Origin of the sequence: Nocardioides nitrophenolicus (assembly GCF_016907515.1) — a bacterium.
Lineage (GTDB): Bacteria > Actinomycetota > Actinomycetes > Propionibacteriales > Nocardioidaceae > Nocardioides > Nocardioides nitrophenolicus.
In genome coordinates this window covers 4,058,285-4,079,339 of record NZ_JAFBBY010000001.1, presented here as the reverse complement: position 1 = coordinate 4,079,339, position 21,055 = coordinate 4,058,285, and the positions used below count along the sequence as shown (strand labels likewise).

Genomic DNA, 21,055 nt, shown 5'->3' with positions numbered 1-21,055 from the left:
GCAAGCCTTACCTTATGCAACTTCCAGACAACTTGTCGACAAGCTTCTTCTCACACCCGGTGCCCTTGACGGGTCCGAGAGGCTGGGGGCGTGGTGTCCGACCTCTCCCCCCACGTCCTCGTCCTCTTCGGCGCGACCGGCGACCTCGCCGCCCGCAAGCTCTTCCCCGGCCTCTACCGGCTGGCCGCCGCCGGCCGGCTGCCCGACCACTTCGAGGTGATCGGCAGTGGCCGCCACTCCCCCGGCAGTGACGACGACTTCCGCCGTCACGTCCGCGACGCGCTCGCCGAGTTCGTCGGCGAGGTCGACGAGTCGGTGGCCGGGCCGCTGCTCGAGCGGACCCGATTCGTCGCGTCCTCCGCCGACGACGGGAGCGAGCTGGCCCGGGCGGTCGAGGAGGCCGAGGACCGGATCCTCGCGACCTGCGGCTGCCTGCTCGGCGACGTGCGCCGGCTGCTCTACCTGTCGGTCCCGCCCGGCGCGGTCAAGGGCATGGTCGGCATGCTCGACCGCGAGGACCTGGTCGCCCGCTCCCGGCTGGTCACCGAGAAGCCGTTCGGCACCGACCTCGCCACCGCCCGCGAGCTGCAGGCCGTGCTGTCCTCGGCGTTCGCCGGCGACCAGGTGTTCCGGATCGACCACTTCCTCGGCAAGGAGGCGGTCCAGAACATCCTCGCCCTGCGCTTCGCCAACGGCCTGTTCGAGCCCGCGTGGAACCGGCACACCATCGAGTCGGTGCAGATCGACGTACCGGAGAAGCTCACCGTCGAGGGCCGCGGCAGCTTCTACGAGGGCACCGGCTGCCTGCGCGACATGGTCACCACGCACCTCGCCCAGCTGCTCGGCTTCGTGGCCCTCGAGGACCCCCACGCGTTCCGGGCCTCCGCGATCCGCGCCGCCAAGGCCGCGACCTTCTCGGCGGTGCGGCCGATCGACCCCGAGCGGGTGGTCTTCGGCCAGTACGACGGCTACCGCGACGAGCCCGACGTCGCCGCCGACTCCACCGTCGAGACCTTCGTCGCCGCCGAGGTCTGGATCGACAACGACCGCTGGCGCGACGTCCCGTTCTACCTGCGCACCGGCAAGGCGATGGCCGAGGGCAGCCGCACCATCACCGTCCGGTTCCGCGACCCCCGGCACCGCTGGCTCAAGCCCGAGGACGGCGGCATCCCCGAGCCCAACGAGCTGGTCATCGAGCTGGCCGACCAGCCCCGGGTGGCGATCGACGTGCGCGCCAAGCGGCCCGGTCCCGACATGGCCCTGGTCGAGGGCGTGTTCCGGCTCGACCTGGTCGGCGACGTCCCCGGCGCGGACCCGCTCGAGGCCTACGAGCGGCTGCTGCTCGACGTGATGCGCGGCGACCAGACGCTGTTCATCAGCTCCGAGGAGGTCGACCGGCTCTGGGAGATCTTCCAGCCGGTCCTCGACCGCCGTCCGCCCGCCGAGCCGTACGCCGCCGGCACCTGGGGGCCCGCGTCGGCCCTCGCGCTGCCGCTCGGCGGGTGGCGGCTCGGCAACCACCCCGCCGCCCCGAACGGTCAGTGATCCGGGCGGGACCACTCCTCGGACTGGGTGAGCCGGAACAGGTAGGCCAGCGGCGGCACCACGACCACCACGGCCAGGCCGACCGCGACGAGCAGGCCCTGCAGGGTCGCGGTGGCGCCCGCCGCGTCGGCGATGCTCACCTCGTCGACCAGCAGCCAGGGGTACTGCCCCACGCCCCACCCGGACACCACGGCGGCGACCGCGAGCACGGCGGTGACCCGTGCGACGGCGTACCGGCGGGTCCACAGCAGCACCATGGTCGCCCCGCCGGCCAGTCCGGCGAGCACGACGAGCGGCGCGGCCCGGCCCTCCAGGCCGGCGGCCAGGGTGGGGGCGTCGTGGTCGAGCGGGACCAGGGCGGCGAACACGATCGCGCCCGTCGCCGCACCCACGCCCAGGGCCCGCACCCGCAGCTCCTCGGCGAGCCGGTCCTGGCCGCTGCGGCGCGCGTCGGCGACCAGGAAGGTGCCGGCGAGGAAGGCGCAGGTGCCGACCGCGATCACGCCACCGAACAGCGAGGTCGGGTTCAGCCACGACGACCAGCGGTCCCCCGCCCCGTCGAGCGGCACCCGGCCCGAGGCGATGCCGCCCGCGACGGTGCCGAGGAAGAAGGGCGTGATGATCGACGAGGTCGCGAAGACGATCCCGAACAGGCGCGCCTGGGCCAAGGTAGCGGCGTACTTGCGGAACGCGAAGCTGGCGCCGCGCAGCACGATGCCGAGCAGCGCGAACAGCAGCGGGAGGACCAGCGTCGACATCGCGGCGGCGAAGGACTCGGGGAAGCCGGTCCACCAGATCACCAGGACGTAGATCAGCCAGACGTGGTTGGCCTCCCAGACCGGGCCGATGCTGTGGTCGACCAGGGTGCGCAGCTCCGCGCCGCGCCGGCTGCTGCCCGCGGTGAGGTCGAAGAAGCCCGAGCCGAAGTCGGCGCCGCCGAGCACGGCGTACGCGATCACGCCGACGAAGAGCGCCGCGGCGACGGCGAGCTCGAGGGTCACGACGAGACCTCCGGGGCGTAGGGGCTCGGCAGGTCGGCGTCGCCGGCCCGCCAGCGCCGGGCCATCGATCGCAGCACGACGACCGCGCCGACCGTCATCGCGGTGTAGACGACGGTGCTGATGCCGAGCAGCCACCACAGGCTGGCGGTGTAGTCGCCGACGGCGTCGGTGGTGCGCATGACGTCGTAGACGATCCAGGGCTGGCGGCCCACCTCGGTCGCGACCCAGCCCGCTTCGAGCGCGATCACGGCGAGCGGTCCCGCCACGGCGGCGAAGCGCAGGAACCAGCGCTTCTCCAGCAGGTCCCTGCCGCGCCGGCGCTGGAACCAGAAGAGCACGACGGCCGCCGCGAGCAGGGTGCCGATGCCGACCATGGTCTGGAAGGCCAGATGGGTGAGGTTGACCGGAGGGTGGTCCTCCTCGGGGATGGTGTCGAGCCCGGGGACCGGCTTGTCCGGCGAGTTCATCGCGATCAGCGAGCCGAGCCGGGGGATGTCGATCGACCACTTCACCTCGCCGTCGACAAGCACTCCCCCGAGCCGCAGCGGCGAGGGGCTCTCGGTCGTCTCGGCCAGCTCGAACGCCGCCAGCTTGGCCGGCTGGCGCTCGTCGAGGCCGAAGCCGAGGACGTGCCCGACGAACGGCTGGGTCACCGCCGCGACCGACGCGAACACGAACGGGACCATGAAGCCGAGCCGGTGGTGGGCGTCGCGTCGGCCGCGGAGCATGCCCACGGCGTACACCCCGGCGATGGAGAAGCCGACCAGCATGTAGGCACCGACCCACATGTGGGCGAACTGGAGGAAGGCATGCGGGTTGAACAGCACCTGCCACGGCTGGACGTCGGTCACCTCGCCGTCGACGACGCGGAAGCCCGTCGGCACGTTCATCCAGGCGTTGACCGCGAGCACGCAGTAGGCGCCGATGATGCCCGTGACCGCCATCGGCAGCACCATCAGCACGTGCTGCCTGCCGGGCATCCGGCCCCAGCCGTAGAGATAGATGCCGAGGAAGATCGCCTCGAGGAAGAAGGCCAGGCCCTCGAAGGCGAAGGGCAGGCCGAGGACGTCGCCGTACGTCCCCATCAGGCCGGGCCAGAGCAGGCCCATCTCGAAGCTGAGCACGGTTCCCGAGACCGCGCCGATCGCGAACAGCACCGCCGAGACCTTGGCCCAGCGCTTGGCGAGGCCGAGGGCGACCGGGTCGTTGCGACGCAGGCCGCGCAGGTGCATCACGAAGATCATCGCGGGGAACGCGACGCCGAAGCAGGCGAGCACGATGTGCCAGCCGAGCGAGAGCGCCATCTGCTGCCGGGCGGGCATCAGGCCCGCGGGTTCGGCCTCGGTGACGAGGTGGGTCAGGGCGGTGACGACGTCGGGGGTCAGCACTCTTCGACCGTACCGCTTGTGAATGCGTTCACAAAGTCACCGGCGGTGTCACCTCCGCCACACGGCGGCCGGCTCAGCGACCCGGCTCAGCGACCCGGCTCAGCGACGCAGGTCGGTGAGCGCGATCCGCACCGTCAGGGAGTCCCCCGCCATCCGGATCCGGCCCCGCATCCCCGCCGCGAGCACCATCGGGAGCACCGCCTTGGTGTCCGACGGCGCGGTCAGCACGATCTCCTCCGCACCCGCCGCGCGCGCGGCCCGGGCGATGTCGGCGAGCAGGCGCGTGCCGACGCCGCGGCGGTGCCAGGCCGGGTCGACCCACAGGTCCACCGGCCACGGCTCCTCGCCGTCGGTCGTGGTGAACTCGGCACGGCCGGCCACCTTCCCGCCCGCGAGCGCGGACACCACGGCACCGGTCGTGACGAAGTCGGGATCGCCCGCCGCGGGCTGCTGCGGCGACGGCGGGACCTGCGCGTCCAGCACCTCCCCGACCAGCTCGGCCAGCGCCGACGCCCGGGCCCGCTCGATCGAGGTGAACGGCGTGTCGCGTCGTACCTGGATCGTGGTGGACGCGCCGATCGTCATCTCCAGCACGTCCTCCGACCCGTCGCTGGGCGCGACGTCGGCGTCGAACAGGTGCGCCGCCACCTCCGGGAAGCGCGCCGGCTGCGCGATGATCGCGCGCACCGCCTGCACGTAGCGCGTGGGCTGGTCCTCCAGCGCCGCCGTCGTGACGGGTACGGCGCTCACCGCCTCACCGCCCGCCGTACGGACCAGCTCGTGCAGCTGCTCAGCCGTCCAGTCTCGCGGAACCTGCAGCACCAGCTCGTCGGTCACCGACGTCCCCTCGGGGAAGACCTGCACGGTCTGGATGTTGACCCCGGCCCGGCCACAGGCTGCCGCCAGCTCCGCCAGGGATCCAGGCCGGTCGGGGAGTCCGGCTCGCACGCGCCACAGCATGTCCTCACTATGCCGGACGAAGGTCACGCGGGGCGATCATCGATATTTCAGGCCGGTCTCCCACCGCCGACCCGGCAGAAACTGGCCCGAAAAAACCGCCGACCCGGCAGAAAGCGGCCGCGAGACGCGTCATGTTCTGCCGGGTCGGCGCGAATCCAGGGTCAGGATCCGCCGGGTCGATCAGTGGCCGTGGCCGTGACCGTGGCCGTGACCGGCCGCCTCGGGCTCCTCCTCGACGGGCTTGTCGACGACCAGGGTCTCGGTCGTCAGCAGCATGCCCGCGACGGAGACCGCGTTGGCCAGCGCCGAGCGGGTCACCTTGACCGGGTCGATGACGCCCTGGGCGAGCAGGTCGCCGTACTCGCCGGTGGCGGCGTTGTAGCCGTTGCCGACGCCGAGCTCGCGCACCTTGTGGGTGACGACGTAGCCGTTCTCGCCGCCGTTCTCGGCGATCCAGCGCAGCGGCTCCTCGACGGCCTTGCGGACGATGCGTACGCCGACGGCCTCCTCGCCGGTGAGGCCGAGGTCGCCGTCGAGCGCCGACGAGGCGTGGATGATCGCCGAGCCGCCACCGGGGACGATGCCCTCCTCGATCGCGGCGCGCGTCGCGGAGACGGCGTCCTCGATCCGGTGCTTCTTCTCCTTGAGCTCGACCTCGGTGTGCGCGCCGACCTTGATCACCACGACGCCGCCGGAGAGCTTGGCCAGCCGCTCCTGGAGCTTCTCGGTGTCCCAGTCGGAGTCGGACGCCTCGATCTCCTTCTTGATCTGCTCGACCCGGCCCGCGACCTCGGCCTCGTCGCCGGCACCGTCGATGATCGTGGTGTTGTCCTTGGTGACCACGACGCGGCGGGCCTGGCCCAGCACGTCGAGACCGACCTGGTCGAGCTTGAGGCCGACCTCGGGCGAGACGACCTGGCCGCCGGTGAGGACCGCGATGTCCTGCAGCATCGCCTTGCGGCGGTCGCCGAAGGCCGGGGCCTTCACCGCGACGGCGTTGAACGCGCCGCGGATCTTGTTGACGACCAGGGTCGAGAGCGCCTCGCCCTCGACGTCCTCGGCGAGGATGAACAGCGGACGCCCGGCCTGCACGACCTTCTCCAGCAGCGGCAGCAGGTCGGCGATCGCGCCGATCTTGCCCTGGTGGATGAGGATGTAGGGGTCGTCGAGGACGGCCTCCTGGCGCTCCGCGTCGGTGACGAAGTACGCCGAGATGTAGCCCTTGTCGAACTGCATGCCCTCGGTGAACTCGAGCTCGGTCGAGGGGGTGTTCGACTCCTCGACGGTGATCACACCGTCCTTGCCGACCTTGCCGAAGGCCTCGGCGAGCAGCTCGCCGATGTGGCTGTCGCGCGAGGAGACGGTGGCGACGGAGGCGATGTCCTTCTCGTCGTCGACGTCGCGGGCGGCCGCCTTCAGCGCGTCGGCGACGGCCGTGGCCGCCGCGTCCATGCCGCGCTTGAGACCCATCGGGTTCGAGCCGGCGGCGACGGCGCGCAGGCCCTCGTGGACCAGCGCCTGGGCGAGCACGGTAGCGGTGGTCGTGCCGTCACCGGCGACGTCGTTGGTCTTGGTCGCGACCTCCTTGGTGAGCTGGGCACCGAGGTTCTCGAACGGGTCGTCGAGCTCGACCTCACGCGCGACGGTCACGCCGTCGTTGGTGATGGTCGGGGCGCCCCACTTCTTGTCGAGCACGACATAGCGACCCTTGGGGCCGAGGGTCACCTTGACGGTGTTGGCGAGCGCGTCGACGCCGCGCTCGAGGGCGCGCCGGGCGTTCTCGTCGAACTCCAGGATCTTGGGCATTGCTACTCCTCAACGTGAACGAGCCGTGCCGGTGGGCGCGACCCGGAGGTCACACCCACCCGCACGGCTCGAGTGAAATCAGGAAACGACGGCGAGGACGTCGCGGGCCGAGAGGATGAGGTACTCGGCGCCGGCGTACTTGACCTCGGTGCCGCCGTACTTGCTGTAGATGACCTTGTCACCCACGGCCACGTCGAGCGGGACCCGGTTGCCGTTGTCGTCGATGCGGCCGGGGCCGATGGCCAGGACCTCGCCCTCCTGGGGCTTCTCCTTGGCGGTGTCGGGGATGACCAGACCCGAGGCGGTGGTCTGCTCGGCCTCGAGGGGCTTGACGACGATCCGGTCCTCGAGCGGCTTGATGTTGACCGACACGATGTCGACCTCCACTTTCTAAGACTGTCTGGGTGTGTCCTTGGCAGGTGACCTGCGTTGGCACACTCGCGGTGAGAGTGCCAGAAAAGAAACTAGCACTCTCCGCAAGTGAGTGCCAGAGGCACCCCGCCACCGGTGTCGGTGGGGTCCTACCAAAGTCGGTGGCCGGACGACCTCGCCCGCCGCTAGCGTTCTCGACATGTTCGCTGCGCTCGGTCGCTTCGTGACCCGTTTCCGTTGGTACGTCATCGCCGCCTGGGTCCTCATCGCCGTCGTCGTGGGCGCCGCGGCGCCCGCCCTCGAGTCGACCCAGGACAACTCCGAGTTCCTCCCCGACCACTACGAGTCGATCCAGGCGCTGAAGCTGCAGGACGCCAAGTTCTCCGACTCCTTCTCCCCCGGCGCGATCCTGGTGATCGAGCGCAAGGACCACGAGAAGCTGACCGCCGACGACCAGGCGGCGGTCGCCGACATCGCCGCGAAGCTCGGTCCCGAGCTCGGCAAGAAGACCTTCCAGCCCCTCGTCATCACCCAGGGCGAGACCGGTACGCCGAACCTCTCCGAGGACGGCACCGTCATGTTCGCGGTGCTGCCGCTGGCCGACGGCGCCACCGGCTACGACACCCAGGCCATGGACGACGCCAAGCTCCTGCGCGCCGACATCAAGAAGCTCGTCGCCGGCACCGATCTCGAGATCCGCGCGACCGGCGCCGTACCCCAGGGCCTCGACTCCCAGGAGTCCAGCTCCGACACCCTGCTCATCGTCGGCATCGCGACCGTGGTGCTCATCGTCGGCCTGCTCGCCCTGATCTTCCGCAGCGTGCTGATCTGCCTGCTGCCGATCGTGGTCGTCGGCCTGGTCTCCTCCATCGCCACCGGCGCCATCGCCTGGGCCAACGACGTCTTCGACCTCAAGGCCGACGCCTCGGTCCAGCAGATCCTGGTCGTCGTCCTGTACGGCGTCGGCACCGACTACATCCTGTTCTTCCTCTTCCGCCACCGCGAGCGACTGCGCACCGGCGCCCCCGTGAAGGACTCGGTGGTCTACAGCCTCGACCGCGCCGGCGAGGCGATCGCGTCCGCGGGCGGTGCGGTGATCGTCGCCTTCATGGCGCTGATCCTCAGCTCGCTCAGCATCTTCCGGGCGATCGGCCCGGCGCTCGCGATCGCCGTGTTCGTCACGCTGCTCGCCGCGCTCACCCTGGTCCCGGCCGTCGTCTCGCTGCTCGGCAAGGCCCTGTTCTGGCCGTCGAAGTCGTGGCAGAAGGAGCCCAAGCACGGCACCTTCATCAAGCTCGGCAACGCCGTCGGTCGCCGTCCCGGCCTGACCGCGCTGGTCTCGGGTGGCGCGATGACCGTGCTCGCCCTCTTCGCGCTGAGCTTCAACCCGTCCTTCGACTTCAACTCCAGCCTGCCCAAGGGCGTCGAGTCCACCGAGGCGATGACCACCTTCACCGAGCACTTCTCGGCCGGCGCGGCCGAGCCGGTCCCGGTGCTCGTCGACGCCGACGGCGCCGACGTCACGCCCGACGAGCTGGCCGCCTTCGGCACCGCCCTCGGCAAGGCCAAGGGGGTCGACTCGGTCGCCGGGCCGCTGCCGTCCCAGGACGGCACGGCGTACCAGTACTACCTGACCCTGTCCGACGACCCGGTCTCCGACGCCGCACAGGACAACGTCGCGGGGCCGATCCGCGACACCGCCCACGAGGCCGCGCCCGACGGCACGAAGGCGTACGTCGGCGGCACGCCCGGCATCTTCGCCGACATGTCGGCGGCGATGGCGCGTGACTACAAGGTGGTCTTCCCGGTCGCGGCCGTCATCATCATGCTGATCCTCGCCCTGCTGCTGCGCAGCCTGGTCGCGCCGTGGTTCCTCATGGCCGCGGTCGGCCTCGGCTTCGCCGCGACCCTGGGCCTGACGGTGATCGCCTTCCAGCACATCGGCGGCGAGGCCGGCCTGATCTTCATGCTGCCGATCTACATCTACCTGTTCGTCACCGCGCTCGGCACCGACTACAACATCTTGATGATCGCCCGGCTCCGCGAGGAGGCGCGCGAGGGACGCGATCCCCACGACGCCGCCCGCCAGGCGGTCACCCACGCGGGGCCGACGATCGCGGCGGCGGGCGTCATCCTCGCGGGAACCTTCGCCTCCCTCATGCTCGGCGGCAACACCCTGATCGTGTCGATGGGCTTCGCGCTCGCGGTCGGCATCCTGATCGTCTCGTTCGTGATGTCGATGTTCTTCACCCCGGCGCTGACCTCCCTGCTCGGCCACGCCGCCTGGTGGCCCGGTCACGGCGACGAGAAGCCCGCCAAGGACGCCGACGACGAGCCGGAACCGGAGCTGGCCTCCACGACCTGACAGGATCGGGGGGTGGACCTCGACGACTTCCGGTGGCTGCTGACCGACGAGGGGCAGGCACTGCTCGCCGAGGCCACCGCCCTGGTCGCCGCGGGCGCGGCGCCGTTGGCGGCCGGCTCCGCGCTGCGTCGTACGACGACCCCGGAGCGCGCCGCGACCGCGCTCACCCAGGTCGAGCTGCGCGGGCGCGCGGCCGCGAAGTTCGGCGACCTGGCGCCGAGGATGTACTTCACGCCCGACGCGCTGGAGCAGGCGACCCGGCTCCGGGTCGCGCGGCACCGGGCCGGCCGGGCGGCGGCGTTCGGGGCGGGGACCCTGGTCGACCTCGGCTGCGGGATCGGCGGCGACCTCATCGCCGCGGCCGAGGCGGGGATCGTGTGCGCGGGCGTCGACCTGGACCCGGTGCGGGTCGCGGTCGCGGAGGCCAACCTGGCCGCGCTCGGGCTGCCCGGCGCGGTGCAGGTCGCGGACGCCACGACCGTCGACCACCGCGGCTTCGACCTGGCCTTCGCCGACCCGGCCCGTCGCTCGGGCGCCGGCCGCAGCTTCCGGGCCGAGGACTGGACCCCGCCGTGGTCCTGGGTGGAGGGCCTGCTGGCCCGCGACGCGTGCGTGAAGGTCGCGCCCGGCATCCCGCACGCCCTGGTGCCGCCGGACGTCGAGGCCGAGTGGGTCAGCGACGACGGCGAGGTCAAGGAGGCCGCGCTGTGGGCCGGGCGGACGGCGACCGTGGCGCGCCGGGCCACCGTGATCGGCACGGGCGGCCTGGCCACGATCACCGACGAGGACGACCCGGGCCCGGAGGCCGTGGGGGTGCGCCCGGTCGGCGGCTATCTCTACGAGCCCGACGGCGCCGTGATCCGGGCCGGCCTGGTCACGGCCGTGGCGGCCGGCGTGGGTGGCGGGCTGGTCGACCCGAAGATCGCCTATGTCACCGCCGAGGAGCCGTTCCGGAGTCCGTTCGCCCGCGGCTACCGGGTGCTGGAGACCCTCCCCTATCGCGAGAAGCAGCTCAAGGCCGCGCTGCGCGAGCGCGGCATCGGCCGGCTCACCATCAAGAAGCGGGGCGTCGACGTCTCCCCGGAGGCCCTGCGCAAGCGGCTGGCGCTGCAGGGCGACGCCGAGGCGACGATCGTGCTCACCCGGGTCTCCGGGGAGGGCACGGTGCTGCTCGTGGAGCCGTTCTAGGGTCGGCTCGCCGTCGTCGCACCCGGCATGTCGGTCCCGAATCGGCGGGATCCACGACAGGAATGCCGGGTGCGACGAGGAAACCCGACCCGCGACGGTGACCTAGCCGGCCAGGACCTCGGTGACCGGCAGGCTGGAGTCGGCCGGGAGGTCGAGGGTGGACGGCGTGCGGCCGCGGGCGACCATGGTGGAGCCGAGGGCGGCGACCATGGCGCCGTTGTCGGTGCACAGCCCGGGGCGGGGGACGCGGACCCGGATGCCGAGCCGGCTCGCCCGCTCCTCGGCGAGCGCGCGCAGCCGGGAGTTCGCGGCGACCCCGCCGCCGATCATCAGGTCCTCGATCCCCTCGGCGCTCGCCGCGTCGAGCGCCTTGCGGACGAGTACGTCGCACACGGCCTCCTGGAAGGACGCGGCCACGTCGGCGACGGGGACCGGCTCCCCGGAGCGCTCGCGGGCCTCCACCCACCGGGCGACGGCGGTCTTGAGGCCGGAGAAGGAGAAGTCGAAGCGGTGCCGCTCCAGGTCGCGGCGGGCGGTGAGGCCGCGCGGGAAGTCGATCGCGACCTGGTCGCCCTCGCGGGCCACGCGGTCGATGTGGGGACCGCCGGGGAAGGGCAGCCCGAGCAGCCGGGCGACCTTGTCGAAGGCCTCGCCGGCCGCGTCGTCGATGGTCGCGCCCAGCGGGTCCACGCCGTGGTCGGCGCCGGTGACGTCGGTGACCTTGAGCAGGCTGGAGTGGCCGCCCGACACCAGCAGCGCCAGGCACGGCTCGGGCAGCGGGCCGTGCTCGAGCTGGTCGACGGCGACGTGGGCGGCGAGGTGGTTGACGCCGTAGATCGGCTTGCCGAGCGAGAGCGCGAGCGCCTTGGCCGAGGCCACGCCGACGAGCAGCGCGCCCGCCAGCCCGGGACCGTGGGTCACCGCGATCGCGTCGACGTCGGACAGCGCGACGCCGGCGGTGTCGCAGGCGCGCTGGATGGTCGGGACCATCGCCTCCAGGTGCGCCCGGCTGGCGACCTCGGGCACCACGCCGCCGAACCGGGCGTGCTCCTCGACGCTGCTCGCGACCGCGTCGGCGAGCAGCGTGTGACCACGGACGATGCCGACACCGGTCTCGTCGCACGAGGTCTCGATGCCGAGGACCAGGGGTTCGTCGCGGGTCATGGGTCCATTGTGACGGGCGTGCTCAGCACCAGCGCGTCGGTCCCGTCGCGGTAGTAGCGCGGGCGCCTCCCGAGCTCGGCGAACCCGTGCCGCTCGTAGAACATCCGCGCCGCCAGATTGTCCTCGCGGACCTCGAGCAGCAGCCGCTCCGCACCGCCGGCCGCGGCGGACGCGCGCACCGCGGCGAGCAGCCCCGTCGCGACTCCGGTACGCCGATCCGGCTCCGGCACCGCGATCCGCTGCAGCTCCGCGTCGACGTCGACCACGCTGAGCACGGCGTAGCCCGCGAACCGGGCGGCCGCCTCGGCGACGAGATAGCTCACCGTGGGCAGCGACCCGCCGACGCCCTCGCCGACCAGGTTCGCCGACCAGGGGTCGAGCGGGAACGCGACGGCCTCGAGCTCGACGATGGCGGCCACGTCGGCCGCCGTCGCCGGCCGGACGATCACCGCGCGGGCGCGACGGCGTCGGGCCGGCGCAGGTAGAGCGGCTCCGACCCGAGGACGGTGAACCTCCCGGCGACCACCCCACGCGCGAGCCAGCGGGCGTCGGGCCGTTCCGGGCCGCGCGCGTCGGGGAACGCGTCGGGGTAGAGTCGCGCGCCCTCCCCCACCACCGGGCCGTCGGTGGCGAGCACCGCCGGCCGGTCGACGACCGGCTCGTCCAGGCGCGCCCCGCGGGCGTCGTACGACGCGAGGTAGACCTCCTTGCGCCGCGCGTCCGAGGCGACCACGAAGCCGCCGTCGACCACGCCCGTCTCGACCGCCTCGAGGGCGAGGGCGTCGAGCGAGCACACCCCGTGGACAGGTACGCCGAGCACGTGGGCCATGGTGCGCGCGGTCACCAGCCCGACCCGCAGCCCGGTGAACGGCCCGGGTCCGACGCCGACGGCGATGCCGGTCAGCCCGGCCGGCCGGACGCCGGCCTCGGCCAGGGTCCGCTCGATGAGCGGCGCGAGCTGCTCGCCGTGCTTCATCCCCTGCGCGGAGGTCGCCGCGGCGACCACGTCGCTCCCGTCGTGGAGCGCGACGGTGACCGTCGAGGAGGCGGTGTCGAAGGCGAGCAGCACGCTCCGAGGCTACCGGCCGCCGGGCGCGGCTACTGCCAGGCCTTCACCCAGTCGACGACGAGGGTGGACGTGTCGGGCATGCCCGCGGCGCGGGCGTTCCACCCGCTGCCCCAGATCTGGGTGAACACGAGGTAGAAGGGCTGGTCGAAGGGCTCGGGCGCGACCAGGCCGGCCGGCGTCCACGAGTGGGTGAAGCAGAGCCGGCCGTCGTAGTAGAAGCGCATGACCTGCGGGGTCCACTCGACGGCGTAGTCGTGGAACTCGGTCGACGAGGTGGGCATCGGGCAGGAGAAGCCGGTGCTCTGCATGTTGTTCTCGCCGGCGTAGTGGACCGACGGGTAGACGTTGGCCGGGCGGGCGCTGAACCACTCGGCCACGTCGATCTCGCCCGAGCCGGGCCAGCGGCCGTAGGTGTGGTCCTGGGGATAGAGCCAGAAGGCGGAGTGGGAGCCGGGGGTGCCGGACTCGTCGGGCATCTTCAGCCGCGCCTCGAAGCGCCCGTAGGTCTGGGTGAACCGGGAGCGGCTGACCACGGTCGAGGCCTCGGTGGTGGTGCTGAAGTCGCCGTAGGGGCTCTTGCACACGAACGGCTCGGGGAGCACGGTCGAGGACAGCCGCAGGTGTCCGCCCCGGACCTGGATGGTGCGGTCGTTGGCGACGTAGCACGACCCGCTGCCGGTGGTCATGCCGCTGAACCAGGTCTCCTGCGCCATCCACCGCGCGGGGTCGAGGGCCTCACCGTCGAAGTCGTCGCGGAAGGTGCAGGAGTAGTAGCCGCCCTCGGCCCGCTCGGGGCGCGCCCCGCAGTCGTCGCGCGGCGCGGGCGGCTTGGCCGGGTCGGGCTGCGCGGCCGTCGGGGTGGTCGGCGAGGGCGTCGCGGTCGGGACCACCTGACGGGTCCGGCTGACCTTGCCGCCCGCGACGACCCGGTAGGTGCGCGGCTGGTCGGGATAGGGCACGGCGATCCGGAAGGCGCCCTTGCGGGAGGCGCGGGTCTTGCCGACGGTGGTCCAGTACGACGACCCGCGGGCCTGCAGCCGCACCACCTGGCGCGGCTTGGCGCGGCCCTTGAAGACCACCGTCTCCTGACGCGGCGTCACCCGCTCGATCGCGGGCTGTCCCGCCGGCTCGGCGATGGCGGACCCACTGGTCAGCCACAGCCCGGCGAGCGCCGCCGCGAGCGCGAGCAGCATGCGTGCGGCACGCATCGACATCCCTCCCCCAGAACAGGCCTCTGTCAGCCTTCAGCAACGCTAGGGATCGAGGCACGCCCGACGGCACCTGCGTTCGCACAACGTCGACTGGCCGATCCGACCAGGACCCCAGGACGAATGTCCCGCCCTCGCTCAGCCGATCGGCCGGAGATCCACCTCGAGCCAGCGCACGCCGATGCCGTCGAGCTCGACCACGCGCGGGTCGGCCTCGATCTCGCCGATGTCGCGGCTCTCGCCCGTGGCGCGGGTGATCCGGACCTCGAGCCGGGCCTCGGCCAGGCTCTCGGCGATCCCGGTCCCCCACTCGACCACGGTCACGGCCTCGTCGAGGTCGGTGTCCAGGTCGAGGTCGTCGAGCTCGGCCTGCCCGCCGAGACGGTAGGCGTCGACGTGGACCAGCTCCGGTCCCTCGCCGAGCGAGGGATGCACCCGGGCGATCACGAAGGTCGGCGAGGTGATCGCGCCGCGCACGCCCAGCCCCTCGCCGAGCCCCTGGGTGAAGGTGGTCTTCCCGGCCCCCAGCTCACCGCTGAGCACCAGCACGTCGCCACCCCTCAGCGAGCCGGCGAGCCGGCGGCCCAGCCCGCGCATGTCCTCGGCGTCGGGTACGTCGACGAGCACCGGCGCGGGCCGGGCCAGCTCGACGTACGGGGCATGGCGGCCGGTCTCGACGAAGCCGAGCTCGCGCCAGAAGCGGATCGTGCGCGGCAGCTCCTCGCGCGCGAGCAGCCGCACCCGGCGGAAGCCGGCCCGGCCGGCGTCGTGGAGCGCGGCGCGGACCAGGACGTGGGCGATGCCGTGTCCCTGCGCGGCCGGGTCGACGCTGACCCGGCGCAGGTAGACGTCCTCGCCGGCCGGGTCGAGCACCAGGGCGCCGACCGGCCGTCCGTCGTCGAGCGCCAGCAGGCCGCCGCTCGCGGCCAGCATCGCGGCCATCGAGTCCTCGGTCTCGGCCAGGGCGTCGGTGGGCGGATCGAGCCGGGGGCGGTCGGCGAAGGCCGCCTTCACGACGGTCAGCACCTCCGCGGCGGCCTCCGGGCCGACGCGCCTCGTCTGTAGCGACGCATCTCCTGGCGTCATCGGGTCGCTGCCCTCGCTGCCGCGGCGGTGATCAGCTGGTCGAGCTCGGCGTTGACCAGCTCGTGGCGCTCCATCAGGACCATGTGGCCGGCGCCCTCGCACTCCAGCAGCCGGGAGCCCGGGATCCGCGACTGCAGCTTGCGGGAGTGACCGACCGAGGTGATCCGGTCGGCGGTGCCGCAGATGACCGAGGTCGGCACCCGGCCGAGGACCTCGACGTAGTCGAACTTGTCGAGGCCGGCGAAGTGCGGGAAGAAGTCGGCGACCACCTCGAAGGGCGTCGCGGCGAGCATCTCGTCGACGAACTCGACGTACCCGCGCGGGACGTCGCCGCCGAACGCGAACCGGTCGGTCGCGACCGTCGCGACGGCTCCACCGGCGCGGCGCAGCGAGTCGACCACCCGGTGTCCGAGGTGCAGGGTGCGCATCGCCCGCCGGCTCACCGGGCCGGCGAGGCGGGCCGGCAGCATCGGCAGCAGCAGGCGGCTCGGGTCCAGACCGCCCGCGGTGGTGGAGATCAGGCCGACGCCGACGACGCGGGTGCCGATCAGCTCGGGGTACTGCTCGGCGAAGGCGACGATCGACATCCCGCCCATCGAGTGCCCGACCAGCACGACCGGGCCGTCGGGGACGGCCTCCGCGAGCACCTGGTGCAGGTCGCGACCGAGCTGGTCGATGGTGGAGTGGGCGCGGTCGGCGTTGCCGGAGCGGCCGTGGGAGCGCTGGTCGTAGTAGACGGTGCGGACCAGGCCGCGGTACGCCGCGCGCTGGAAGTGCCAGCAGTCGAGGTTGAGGCAGAAGCCGTGGACGAAGACCACCGTCACCGGGGGCGTGTCGTCCTTGGCGCGGCGCAGCAGCCGGTCGACCGGACCGCCGCCCGCGGCGACCGGCTCGACATCGTCGATCTCGACGTGCAGCGGCACGCCGTCGTCGGCGACCACGGTCACCGGCGTGGAGCGCAGCGAGCCGAACGGGATGTCCTCGCCGGCCCGTCGGCTGATCGCCCGCTGTTGGCGCAGGATCCCGACGGCGGCGGTGCCGGCCGCGACGCCGAGGGCGCCCGCGAGCGAGCCGACGACCCGGCCCCGGCGGCTCACGAGCCGGCTCCCTCGGAGTCGACGTACGTGCGGGACATCCGGCCCCCGATCCTGGTGACGATCTCGTAGCTGATGGTGGCGCAGGCCTCGGCCCAGTCCTGGGCGGTCGGGCCGCCGGCGGCGGGCGGGCCGAAGACGACCACCTCGCTGCCGAGCGGGGGCCGGTCGCCGCCGAGGTCGACGACCACCTGGTCCATGCACACGGTGCCGCGGATCGGCCGGCGCTTGCCGTCGATGCCGACGGTCGCGGCGGCGTCGGGGGCGCCGGGCCGGCTCGCGTGGCGCGGGATGCCCTCGCCGTAGCCAACCGGGACCAGGCCGACCGTGGTCGGCTGGTCGGCCACCCACCGGTGGCCGTAGGAGACGGCGTCGCCGGGCGCGAGCTCCTTGACGCCGACCAGCGGCGCGGTGACGGTCATCGCCGGCACCAGCCCGATGTCGGTGGCCTCCCCGGGCGCGGGATCGAGGCCGTAGACCGCGATCCCGCAGCGGACCGCGTCGAAGCGGGACGAGGGGCGCAGGATCGCCGCGGCGGAGTTCGCGAGATGGCGCAGCTCGGGGCGCAGGCCGTGGGTCTCGGCCAGCGCCAGCGCATCGCGGAAGGCCTGCTCCTGGCGGTCGTTGGCGGGGTGGCCGGGCTCGTCGGAGCACGCGAAGTGGGACCAGATCCCGGTGATCCGCCAGCTGCCGGCCTTCTCGCCGGCCCGGGCCCGGGCGAACACCTCGGCCCAGCTCGCGCGGGGCGCGCCGTTGCGGGACAGTCCGGTGTCGACCTTGAGCTGCACCCGGGCCGGGGTCGGCCGGCCGGCGAACGCCGCCGCCATCGCGTCCAGGTCGGCCACGCCGTGGGCGGTGAGGTCGATGCCCGCCTCGGCCGCCGCGGCGAAGTCGCTCTCCGGACCGTTCAGCCAGCACAGCACCGGTCCCTCGACGCCGGCCGCACGCAGCGCGAGCGCCTCCTCGACCGTGGCGGTGGCGAGCCACGCCGCGCCGCCCTCCTGGGCCGCCCGGGCGCAGGCCACCATGCCGTGGCCGTAGCCGTCGGCCTTGACCACCGCGATCAGGGGCACCCCGGCGGTGGCGCGCAGCAGCCGCGCGTTGGCCCGGATCGCCGCCAGGTCGACGACGATCCCGGCGGGGCCGAGGGGCGGGCGCATGCTCCTATCGTCCCACCACGGTCCCGAGGACCACCGGGAGGGCGGCGGCCACGTCGCTCGCGACGATCGGGCCGTCCTGGGCCGCCAGCGTGGCCGCGGCGCCGTGCAGCCAGGAGCCGGCCGCGGCGGCGTCGAAGGGATCCAGGCCCGCGGCGAGCAGCGCGCCGATCAAGCCGCCGAGGACGTCACCGGCGCCGGCGGTGGCCAGCCACGGGGTGCCGGTCGTGGTGACCCGGACCTTCCCGTCGGGTCGTGCGACGACGGTGTGCCTGCCCTTGAGCAGCACGACGGCGTCCAACCGCCGGGCGGCCAGGCGCGCGTGCTCGAGCCACCGGGCCTCGATCGCCGTGCGCTCGACGTCGAGCAGCCGGGCGAGCTCGCCGGCGTGCGGCGTCAGCACCGCGGGCCGGCCCCGCACCAGCGCGGCGTGGGCGAGCGCGTCGGCGTCCACGACGAGCGGCACGCCGTCGGCGACCGAGCGGCGCAGCGCGTCCTCGGCCCCGTCGTCGCTCCCCGAGCCGACCACCCACGCCTGCACCCGGCCCGGACCCACGACCTCGGGATGAGCTGCCCGGACCTGGTCGAGGGCGGCCGGGGCGCCGTCGTAGCGGACCATGCCGGCGAGCCCGCACGCGGCACCGGACACGCTGAGCACCGCCGCCCCGGGATAGGCGGCCGAGCCGGCGCGCACGCCGACCACGCCGCGGGTGTACTTGTGGGCGTCGGGGCCGGGGCGCGGCACCAGTGCCGCGACGTCGGCGGCCTGGAGCGCCTCGACCGGCGCCTCGGGCAGCTCCAGCCCGAGGTCGACGAGATGCACCGCGCCACAGGCCTGGGCGGCCGGGTCGAGCAGGTGACCTGCCTTGTGGGTGCCGAAGGTGACGGTCAGGTCGGCGGTGACGTGGGGGCCGGCGACCTCGCCGGTGTCGACGTCGACGCCCGACGGGACATCGACGGCCACCACCGGGATCCCCTCGACGTGGGCCAGGGCGTCGACCGCCTCGGGGCGCAGGCCGGGGCGCCCGCCGATGCCGACGATGCCGTCGACCACGACGTCGAAGCGGCCGGGTCCGGGGGTGCCGATCCGGCCGCCGGCGGCGCGCAGCGCGCCGACCCCGCCCTCGTGGGCCGAGGAGGACAGCAGCCACGCCTCGACCTGCACGCCGCGCCGGGCGAGCAGCGCGCCGGCGTACAGCGCGTCTCCGCCGTTGTCGCCGGACCCGACGAGCAGCAGCACCCGGCGGCCGTACGCCGAGCCGAGCAGGTCGAGCACGGCGTACGCGAGCCCGGCGGCGGCCCGCTGCATCAGCGCCCCCTCGGGCAGCCGGGCCAGCAGCTCGGCCTCGGCGGCGCGGACCTGTGCGACGGTGTGGGCCCGGATCATCAGGACTCCAGGACGACGACGGCGGAGGCGATGCCGCCGTCGTGGGTGAGCGAGAGGTGGACCGAGCGGACGCCCAGCGCGTCGGCCTCCGCGAGCACGGTGCCGCGGATGACGAAGCGCGGCCGGCCGGAGTCCTCCGAGACCACCTCGGCGTCGTGCCAGGACATGCCGCGGGGCGCGCCGAGCGCCTTGGCGAGCGCCTCCTTGGCCGCGAACCGGGCCGCCAGGGAGCGGATGTGGAGGCCGCGCTCGGCCTCGGTGAACAGCTTGGTCGCCAGCGCCGGCGTGCGCCGGCAGGACTCCTCGAAGCGAGCGATCTCGCACACGTCGATGCCGACGCCGACGACAGCCATCAGCCCGCCCGGGTCACTCGACGGTGACGGACTTGGCGAGATTGCGCGGCTGGTCGACGTCGTGGCCCAGGACGGTGGCCAGCTCGCAGGCGAACAGCTGGAGCGGCACGATCGCGACCAGCGGCTGCAGCAGCACCGGCACCTTGGGCAGCCGGATCAGCGCGTCGGCGTACGGCTCGATGGAGTGGTCGCCCTCCTCGGCCAGGCAGATGGTGCGCGCGCCGCGGGCACGGACCTCCTGGATGCCGCTGAGCATCTTGCCGTGGAGCTGGTCGCGGCCCTTGGGCGGCACGACGCACAGCACCGGCAGCTCGTCCTCGACGAGGGCGATCGGACCGTGCTTGAGCTCGCCGGCCGCGAAGCCCTCGGCGTGGAGGTAGGCCAGCTCCTTGAGCTTGAGCGCGCCCTCGAGCGCGACCGGGTAGCCGGCGTGGCGGCCCAGGAAGAGCACCGAGCGCGTCGTGGCGTGGTCGGCGGCCAGGCCGTAGACCTGGTCGGAGGTGCCGAGCACGGTCTCGATGTGGTCGGGCATCGCCTCGAGGTGGCGCATGATCTCGTCGATCTCGTCGCCGAACCGGGTGCCCTTGACCTGCGCGATGTAGAGGGCGAGCAGGTAGCAGGCGACCAGCTGGGTCAGGAAGCCCTTCGTGGACGCGACGCCGATCTCGGGGCCGGCGTGGGTGTAGATCACCGCGTCGGACTCGCGCGGGATCGAGGAGCCGTTGGTGTTGCAGATCGCCAGCACCTTGGCGCGCTGGGAGCGCGCGTGACGGATCGCCTGGAGCGTGTCGGCGGTCTCGCCGGACTGGCTGATCGCCACGATCAGCGTGGTGGAGTCGATGATCGGGTCGCGGTAGCGGAACTCGGAGGCCAGCTCGACCTCGACGGGGGTGCGGGTCCAGTGCTCGATGGCGTACTTCGCGACCATGCCGGCGTAGAACGAGGTCCCGCACGCGATGATGATGATCTTGTCGACGTCGCGCAGCTCCTCGTCGGCCAGCCGCATCTCGTCGAGCTGCAGCTGCCCGGACGGCGTACGACGGCCGATCAGGGAGTCGGCGACGGCCCGGGGCTGCTCGAAGATCTCCTTGCGCATGAACCAGTCGTGGCCGTCCTTCTCGGCCGCCGACAGGTCCCAGTCGACGTGGAAGCGGCGGGCCTCGACCGGCCGGCCCCAGAAGTCGGTGACCTCGACCCGGTCGCGGGTCATCACCACGATCTGGTCCTGGCCCAGCTCGAGCGCCTCGCGGGTGTGCTCGATGAACGCGGCGACGTCGGACCCGAGGAAGTTCTCGCCCTCCCCGAGCCCGACGACCAGCGGGGAGTTGCGGCGGGCGGCGACCACCTTGCCGGGCTCCTCGGCGTCGATCGCGACCAGGGTGAACGCGCCGTCGAGCTTCTGGCAGACCCGCTGCATCGCGGTGGTGAGGTCCTCGCCGGACTGCACCTGCAGCTCGAGCAGCTGGGCGACGATCTCGGTGTCGGTGTCGGAGAGCAGCTCGTGGTCGTCGGCCTCGAGCCGGCCACGCAGGTCGAGGAAGTTCTCGATGATGCCGTTGTGCACCAGCGCCACCCGGCGCTCGCCGCCGGTGTGGGGGTGGGCGTTGACGTCATTGGGCGGGCCGTGGGTGGCCCAGCGGGTGTGGCCGATGCCGATCTCGGCGACGGGGATCGGCGACTCGGCGAGCACCTTCTCCAGGTTGGCCAGCTTGCCGGCCCGCTTCTCGACGGTGAGCGCGCCGTCGTGGACCACGGCGATGCCGGCCGAGTCGTAGCCGCGGTACTCCAGCCGACGGAGGCCGTCGATCACCGCCTCCTCGGCCGACCGTGGCCCGACGTACCCGACGATCCCGCACATGATCGGCCAGTCTACGGGTCCGGATCGGGGACGCGCCGGACCCGTCTCCGCGAC

The 21,055-nt window shown here is 73.1% G+C and carries 18 protein-coding genes; 3 read left to right on the top strand and 15 right to left on the bottom strand.

The features are described 5' to 3' along the window. The first annotated feature begins 90 nt into the window (after positions 1–90). Entirely contained in the window at positions 91–1,545 is a 1,455-nt protein-coding gene (zwf, locus tag JOD66_RS19720; RefSeq protein WP_204838515.1) for a glucose-6-phosphate dehydrogenase, read from the top strand. Here zwf and JOD66_RS19715 read toward each other — a convergent pair. From JOD66_RS19715 to groES, 5 genes are all read right to left on the bottom strand, one after another. Beyond that, on the bottom strand, positions 1,539–2,546 hold the full coding sequence (locus tag JOD66_RS19715) for a cytochrome d ubiquinol oxidase subunit II (protein ID WP_204838514.1): 1,008 nt from the start codon (positions 2,544–2,546) through the stop codon (positions 1,539–1,541). The genes zwf and JOD66_RS19715 overlap by 7 nt on opposite strands. Then, entirely contained in the window at positions 2,543–3,934 is a 1,392-nt protein-coding gene (locus JOD66_RS19710) for a cytochrome ubiquinol oxidase subunit I (RefSeq protein ID WP_307823617.1), read from the bottom strand. The genes JOD66_RS19715 and JOD66_RS19710 overlap by 4 nt, the downstream gene beginning before the upstream one ends. Before the next feature lie 99 nt (positions 3,935–4,033). Further along, positions 4,034–4,894 carry a GNAT family N-acetyltransferase gene (locus JOD66_RS19705; RefSeq protein WP_204838513.1) on the bottom strand — a complete coding sequence of 287 codons (861 nt, stop codon included), beginning with the start codon at positions 4,892–4,894 and terminating at the stop codon, positions 4,034–4,036. 180 nt (positions 4,895–5,074) lie between these two features. Further along, complete coding sequence (groL, locus tag JOD66_RS19700) at positions 5,075–6,700, bottom strand: chaperonin GroEL (protein WP_204838512.1); 1,626 nt, start codon at positions 6,698–6,700, stop codon at positions 5,075–5,077. 78 nt (positions 6,701–6,778) lie between these two features. Further along, the gene (gene groES, locus JOD66_RS19695; protein ID WP_205126467.1) at positions 6,779–7,072 is read right to left on the bottom strand and encodes a co-chaperone GroES; all 294 of its coding nucleotides are present in this window, start codon (positions 7,070–7,072) and stop codon (positions 6,779–6,781) included. Positions 7,073–7,271: 199 nt separating this feature from the next. Between groES and JOD66_RS19690 the strand changes: the two genes are divergently transcribed. Both JOD66_RS19690 and JOD66_RS19685 read left to right on the top strand, forming a co-directional pair. Then, positions 7,272–9,437, top strand: coding sequence for an MMPL family transporter (locus JOD66_RS19690; protein ID WP_204838511.1), 2,166 nt, complete (start codon positions 7,272–7,274; stop codon positions 9,435–9,437). 12 nt (positions 9,438–9,449) lie between these two features. Further along, positions 9,450–10,625, top strand: coding sequence for a class I SAM-dependent methyltransferase (locus JOD66_RS19685; protein WP_204838510.1), 1,176 nt, complete (start codon positions 9,450–9,452; stop codon positions 10,623–10,625). Between the two features lie 102 nt (positions 10,626–10,727). On the opposite strand, the gene tsaD is transcribed toward JOD66_RS19685, so the two are convergent. From tsaD to glmS, 10 genes are all read right to left on the bottom strand, one after another. Further along, positions 10,728–11,789, bottom strand: coding sequence for a tRNA (adenosine(37)-N6)-threonylcarbamoyltransferase complex transferase subunit TsaD (gene tsaD / locus JOD66_RS19680; protein WP_204838509.1), 1,062 nt, complete (start codon positions 11,787–11,789; stop codon positions 10,728–10,730). Next, positions 11,786–12,238: a ribosomal protein S18-alanine N-acetyltransferase gene (rimI, locus tag JOD66_RS19675; protein WP_204838508.1), complete on the bottom strand. Its 453-nt coding sequence runs from the start codon at positions 12,236–12,238 to the stop codon at positions 11,786–11,788. Before rimI ends, tsaD begins: the two co-directional genes overlap by 4 nt. Continuing rightward, positions 12,235–12,858, bottom strand: a complete 624-nt coding sequence (tsaB, locus tag JOD66_RS19670; RefSeq protein ID WP_204838507.1) for a tRNA (adenosine(37)-N6)-threonylcarbamoyltransferase complex dimerization subunit type 1 TsaB — start codon at positions 12,856–12,858, stop codon at positions 12,235–12,237. The genes rimI and tsaB overlap by 4 nt, the downstream gene beginning before the upstream one ends. A gap of 29 nt (positions 12,859–12,887) precedes the next feature. Beyond that, the gene (locus tag JOD66_RS29230) at positions 12,888–14,066 is read right to left on the bottom strand and encodes a glycoside hydrolase family 16 protein (protein WP_204838506.1); all 1,179 of its coding nucleotides are present in this window, start codon (positions 14,064–14,066) and stop codon (positions 12,888–12,890) included. Positions 14,067–14,204: 138 nt separating this feature from the next. Beyond that, entirely contained in the window at positions 14,205–15,152 is a 948-nt protein-coding gene (tsaE, locus tag JOD66_RS19660; RefSeq protein WP_204838505.1) for a tRNA (adenosine(37)-N6)-threonylcarbamoyltransferase complex ATPase subunit type 1 TsaE, read from the bottom strand. After that, positions 15,149–16,249 carry an alpha/beta fold hydrolase gene (locus JOD66_RS19655; RefSeq protein WP_204838504.1) on the bottom strand — a complete coding sequence of 367 codons (1,101 nt, stop codon included), beginning with the start codon at positions 16,247–16,249 and terminating at the stop codon, positions 15,149–15,151. The genes tsaE and JOD66_RS19655 overlap by 4 nt, the downstream gene beginning before the upstream one ends. After that, entirely contained in the window at positions 16,246–17,406 is a 1,161-nt protein-coding gene (gene alr, locus JOD66_RS19650) for an alanine racemase (RefSeq protein ID WP_204838503.1), read from the bottom strand. Before alr ends, JOD66_RS19655 begins: the two co-directional genes overlap by 4 nt. A 4-nt stretch (positions 17,407–17,410) precedes the next feature. Next, the gene (locus JOD66_RS19645) at positions 17,411–18,790 is read right to left on the bottom strand and encodes an NAD(P)H-hydrate epimerase (RefSeq protein ID WP_204838502.1); all 1,380 of its coding nucleotides are present in this window, start codon (positions 18,788–18,790) and stop codon (positions 17,411–17,413) included. Continuing rightward, positions 18,790–19,143 carry a holo-ACP synthase gene (locus tag JOD66_RS19640; protein ID WP_204838501.1) on the bottom strand — a complete coding sequence of 118 codons (354 nt, stop codon included), beginning with the start codon at positions 19,141–19,143 and terminating at the stop codon, positions 18,790–18,792. Before JOD66_RS19640 ends, JOD66_RS19645 begins: the two co-directional genes overlap by 1 nt. A 13-nt stretch (positions 19,144–19,156) precedes the next feature. Then, on the bottom strand, positions 19,157–21,001 hold the full coding sequence (gene glmS, locus JOD66_RS19635; protein WP_204838500.1) for a glutamine--fructose-6-phosphate transaminase (isomerizing): 1,845 nt from the start codon (positions 20,999–21,001) through the stop codon (positions 19,157–19,159). Between the last annotated feature and the right edge of the window lie 54 nt (positions 21,002–21,055).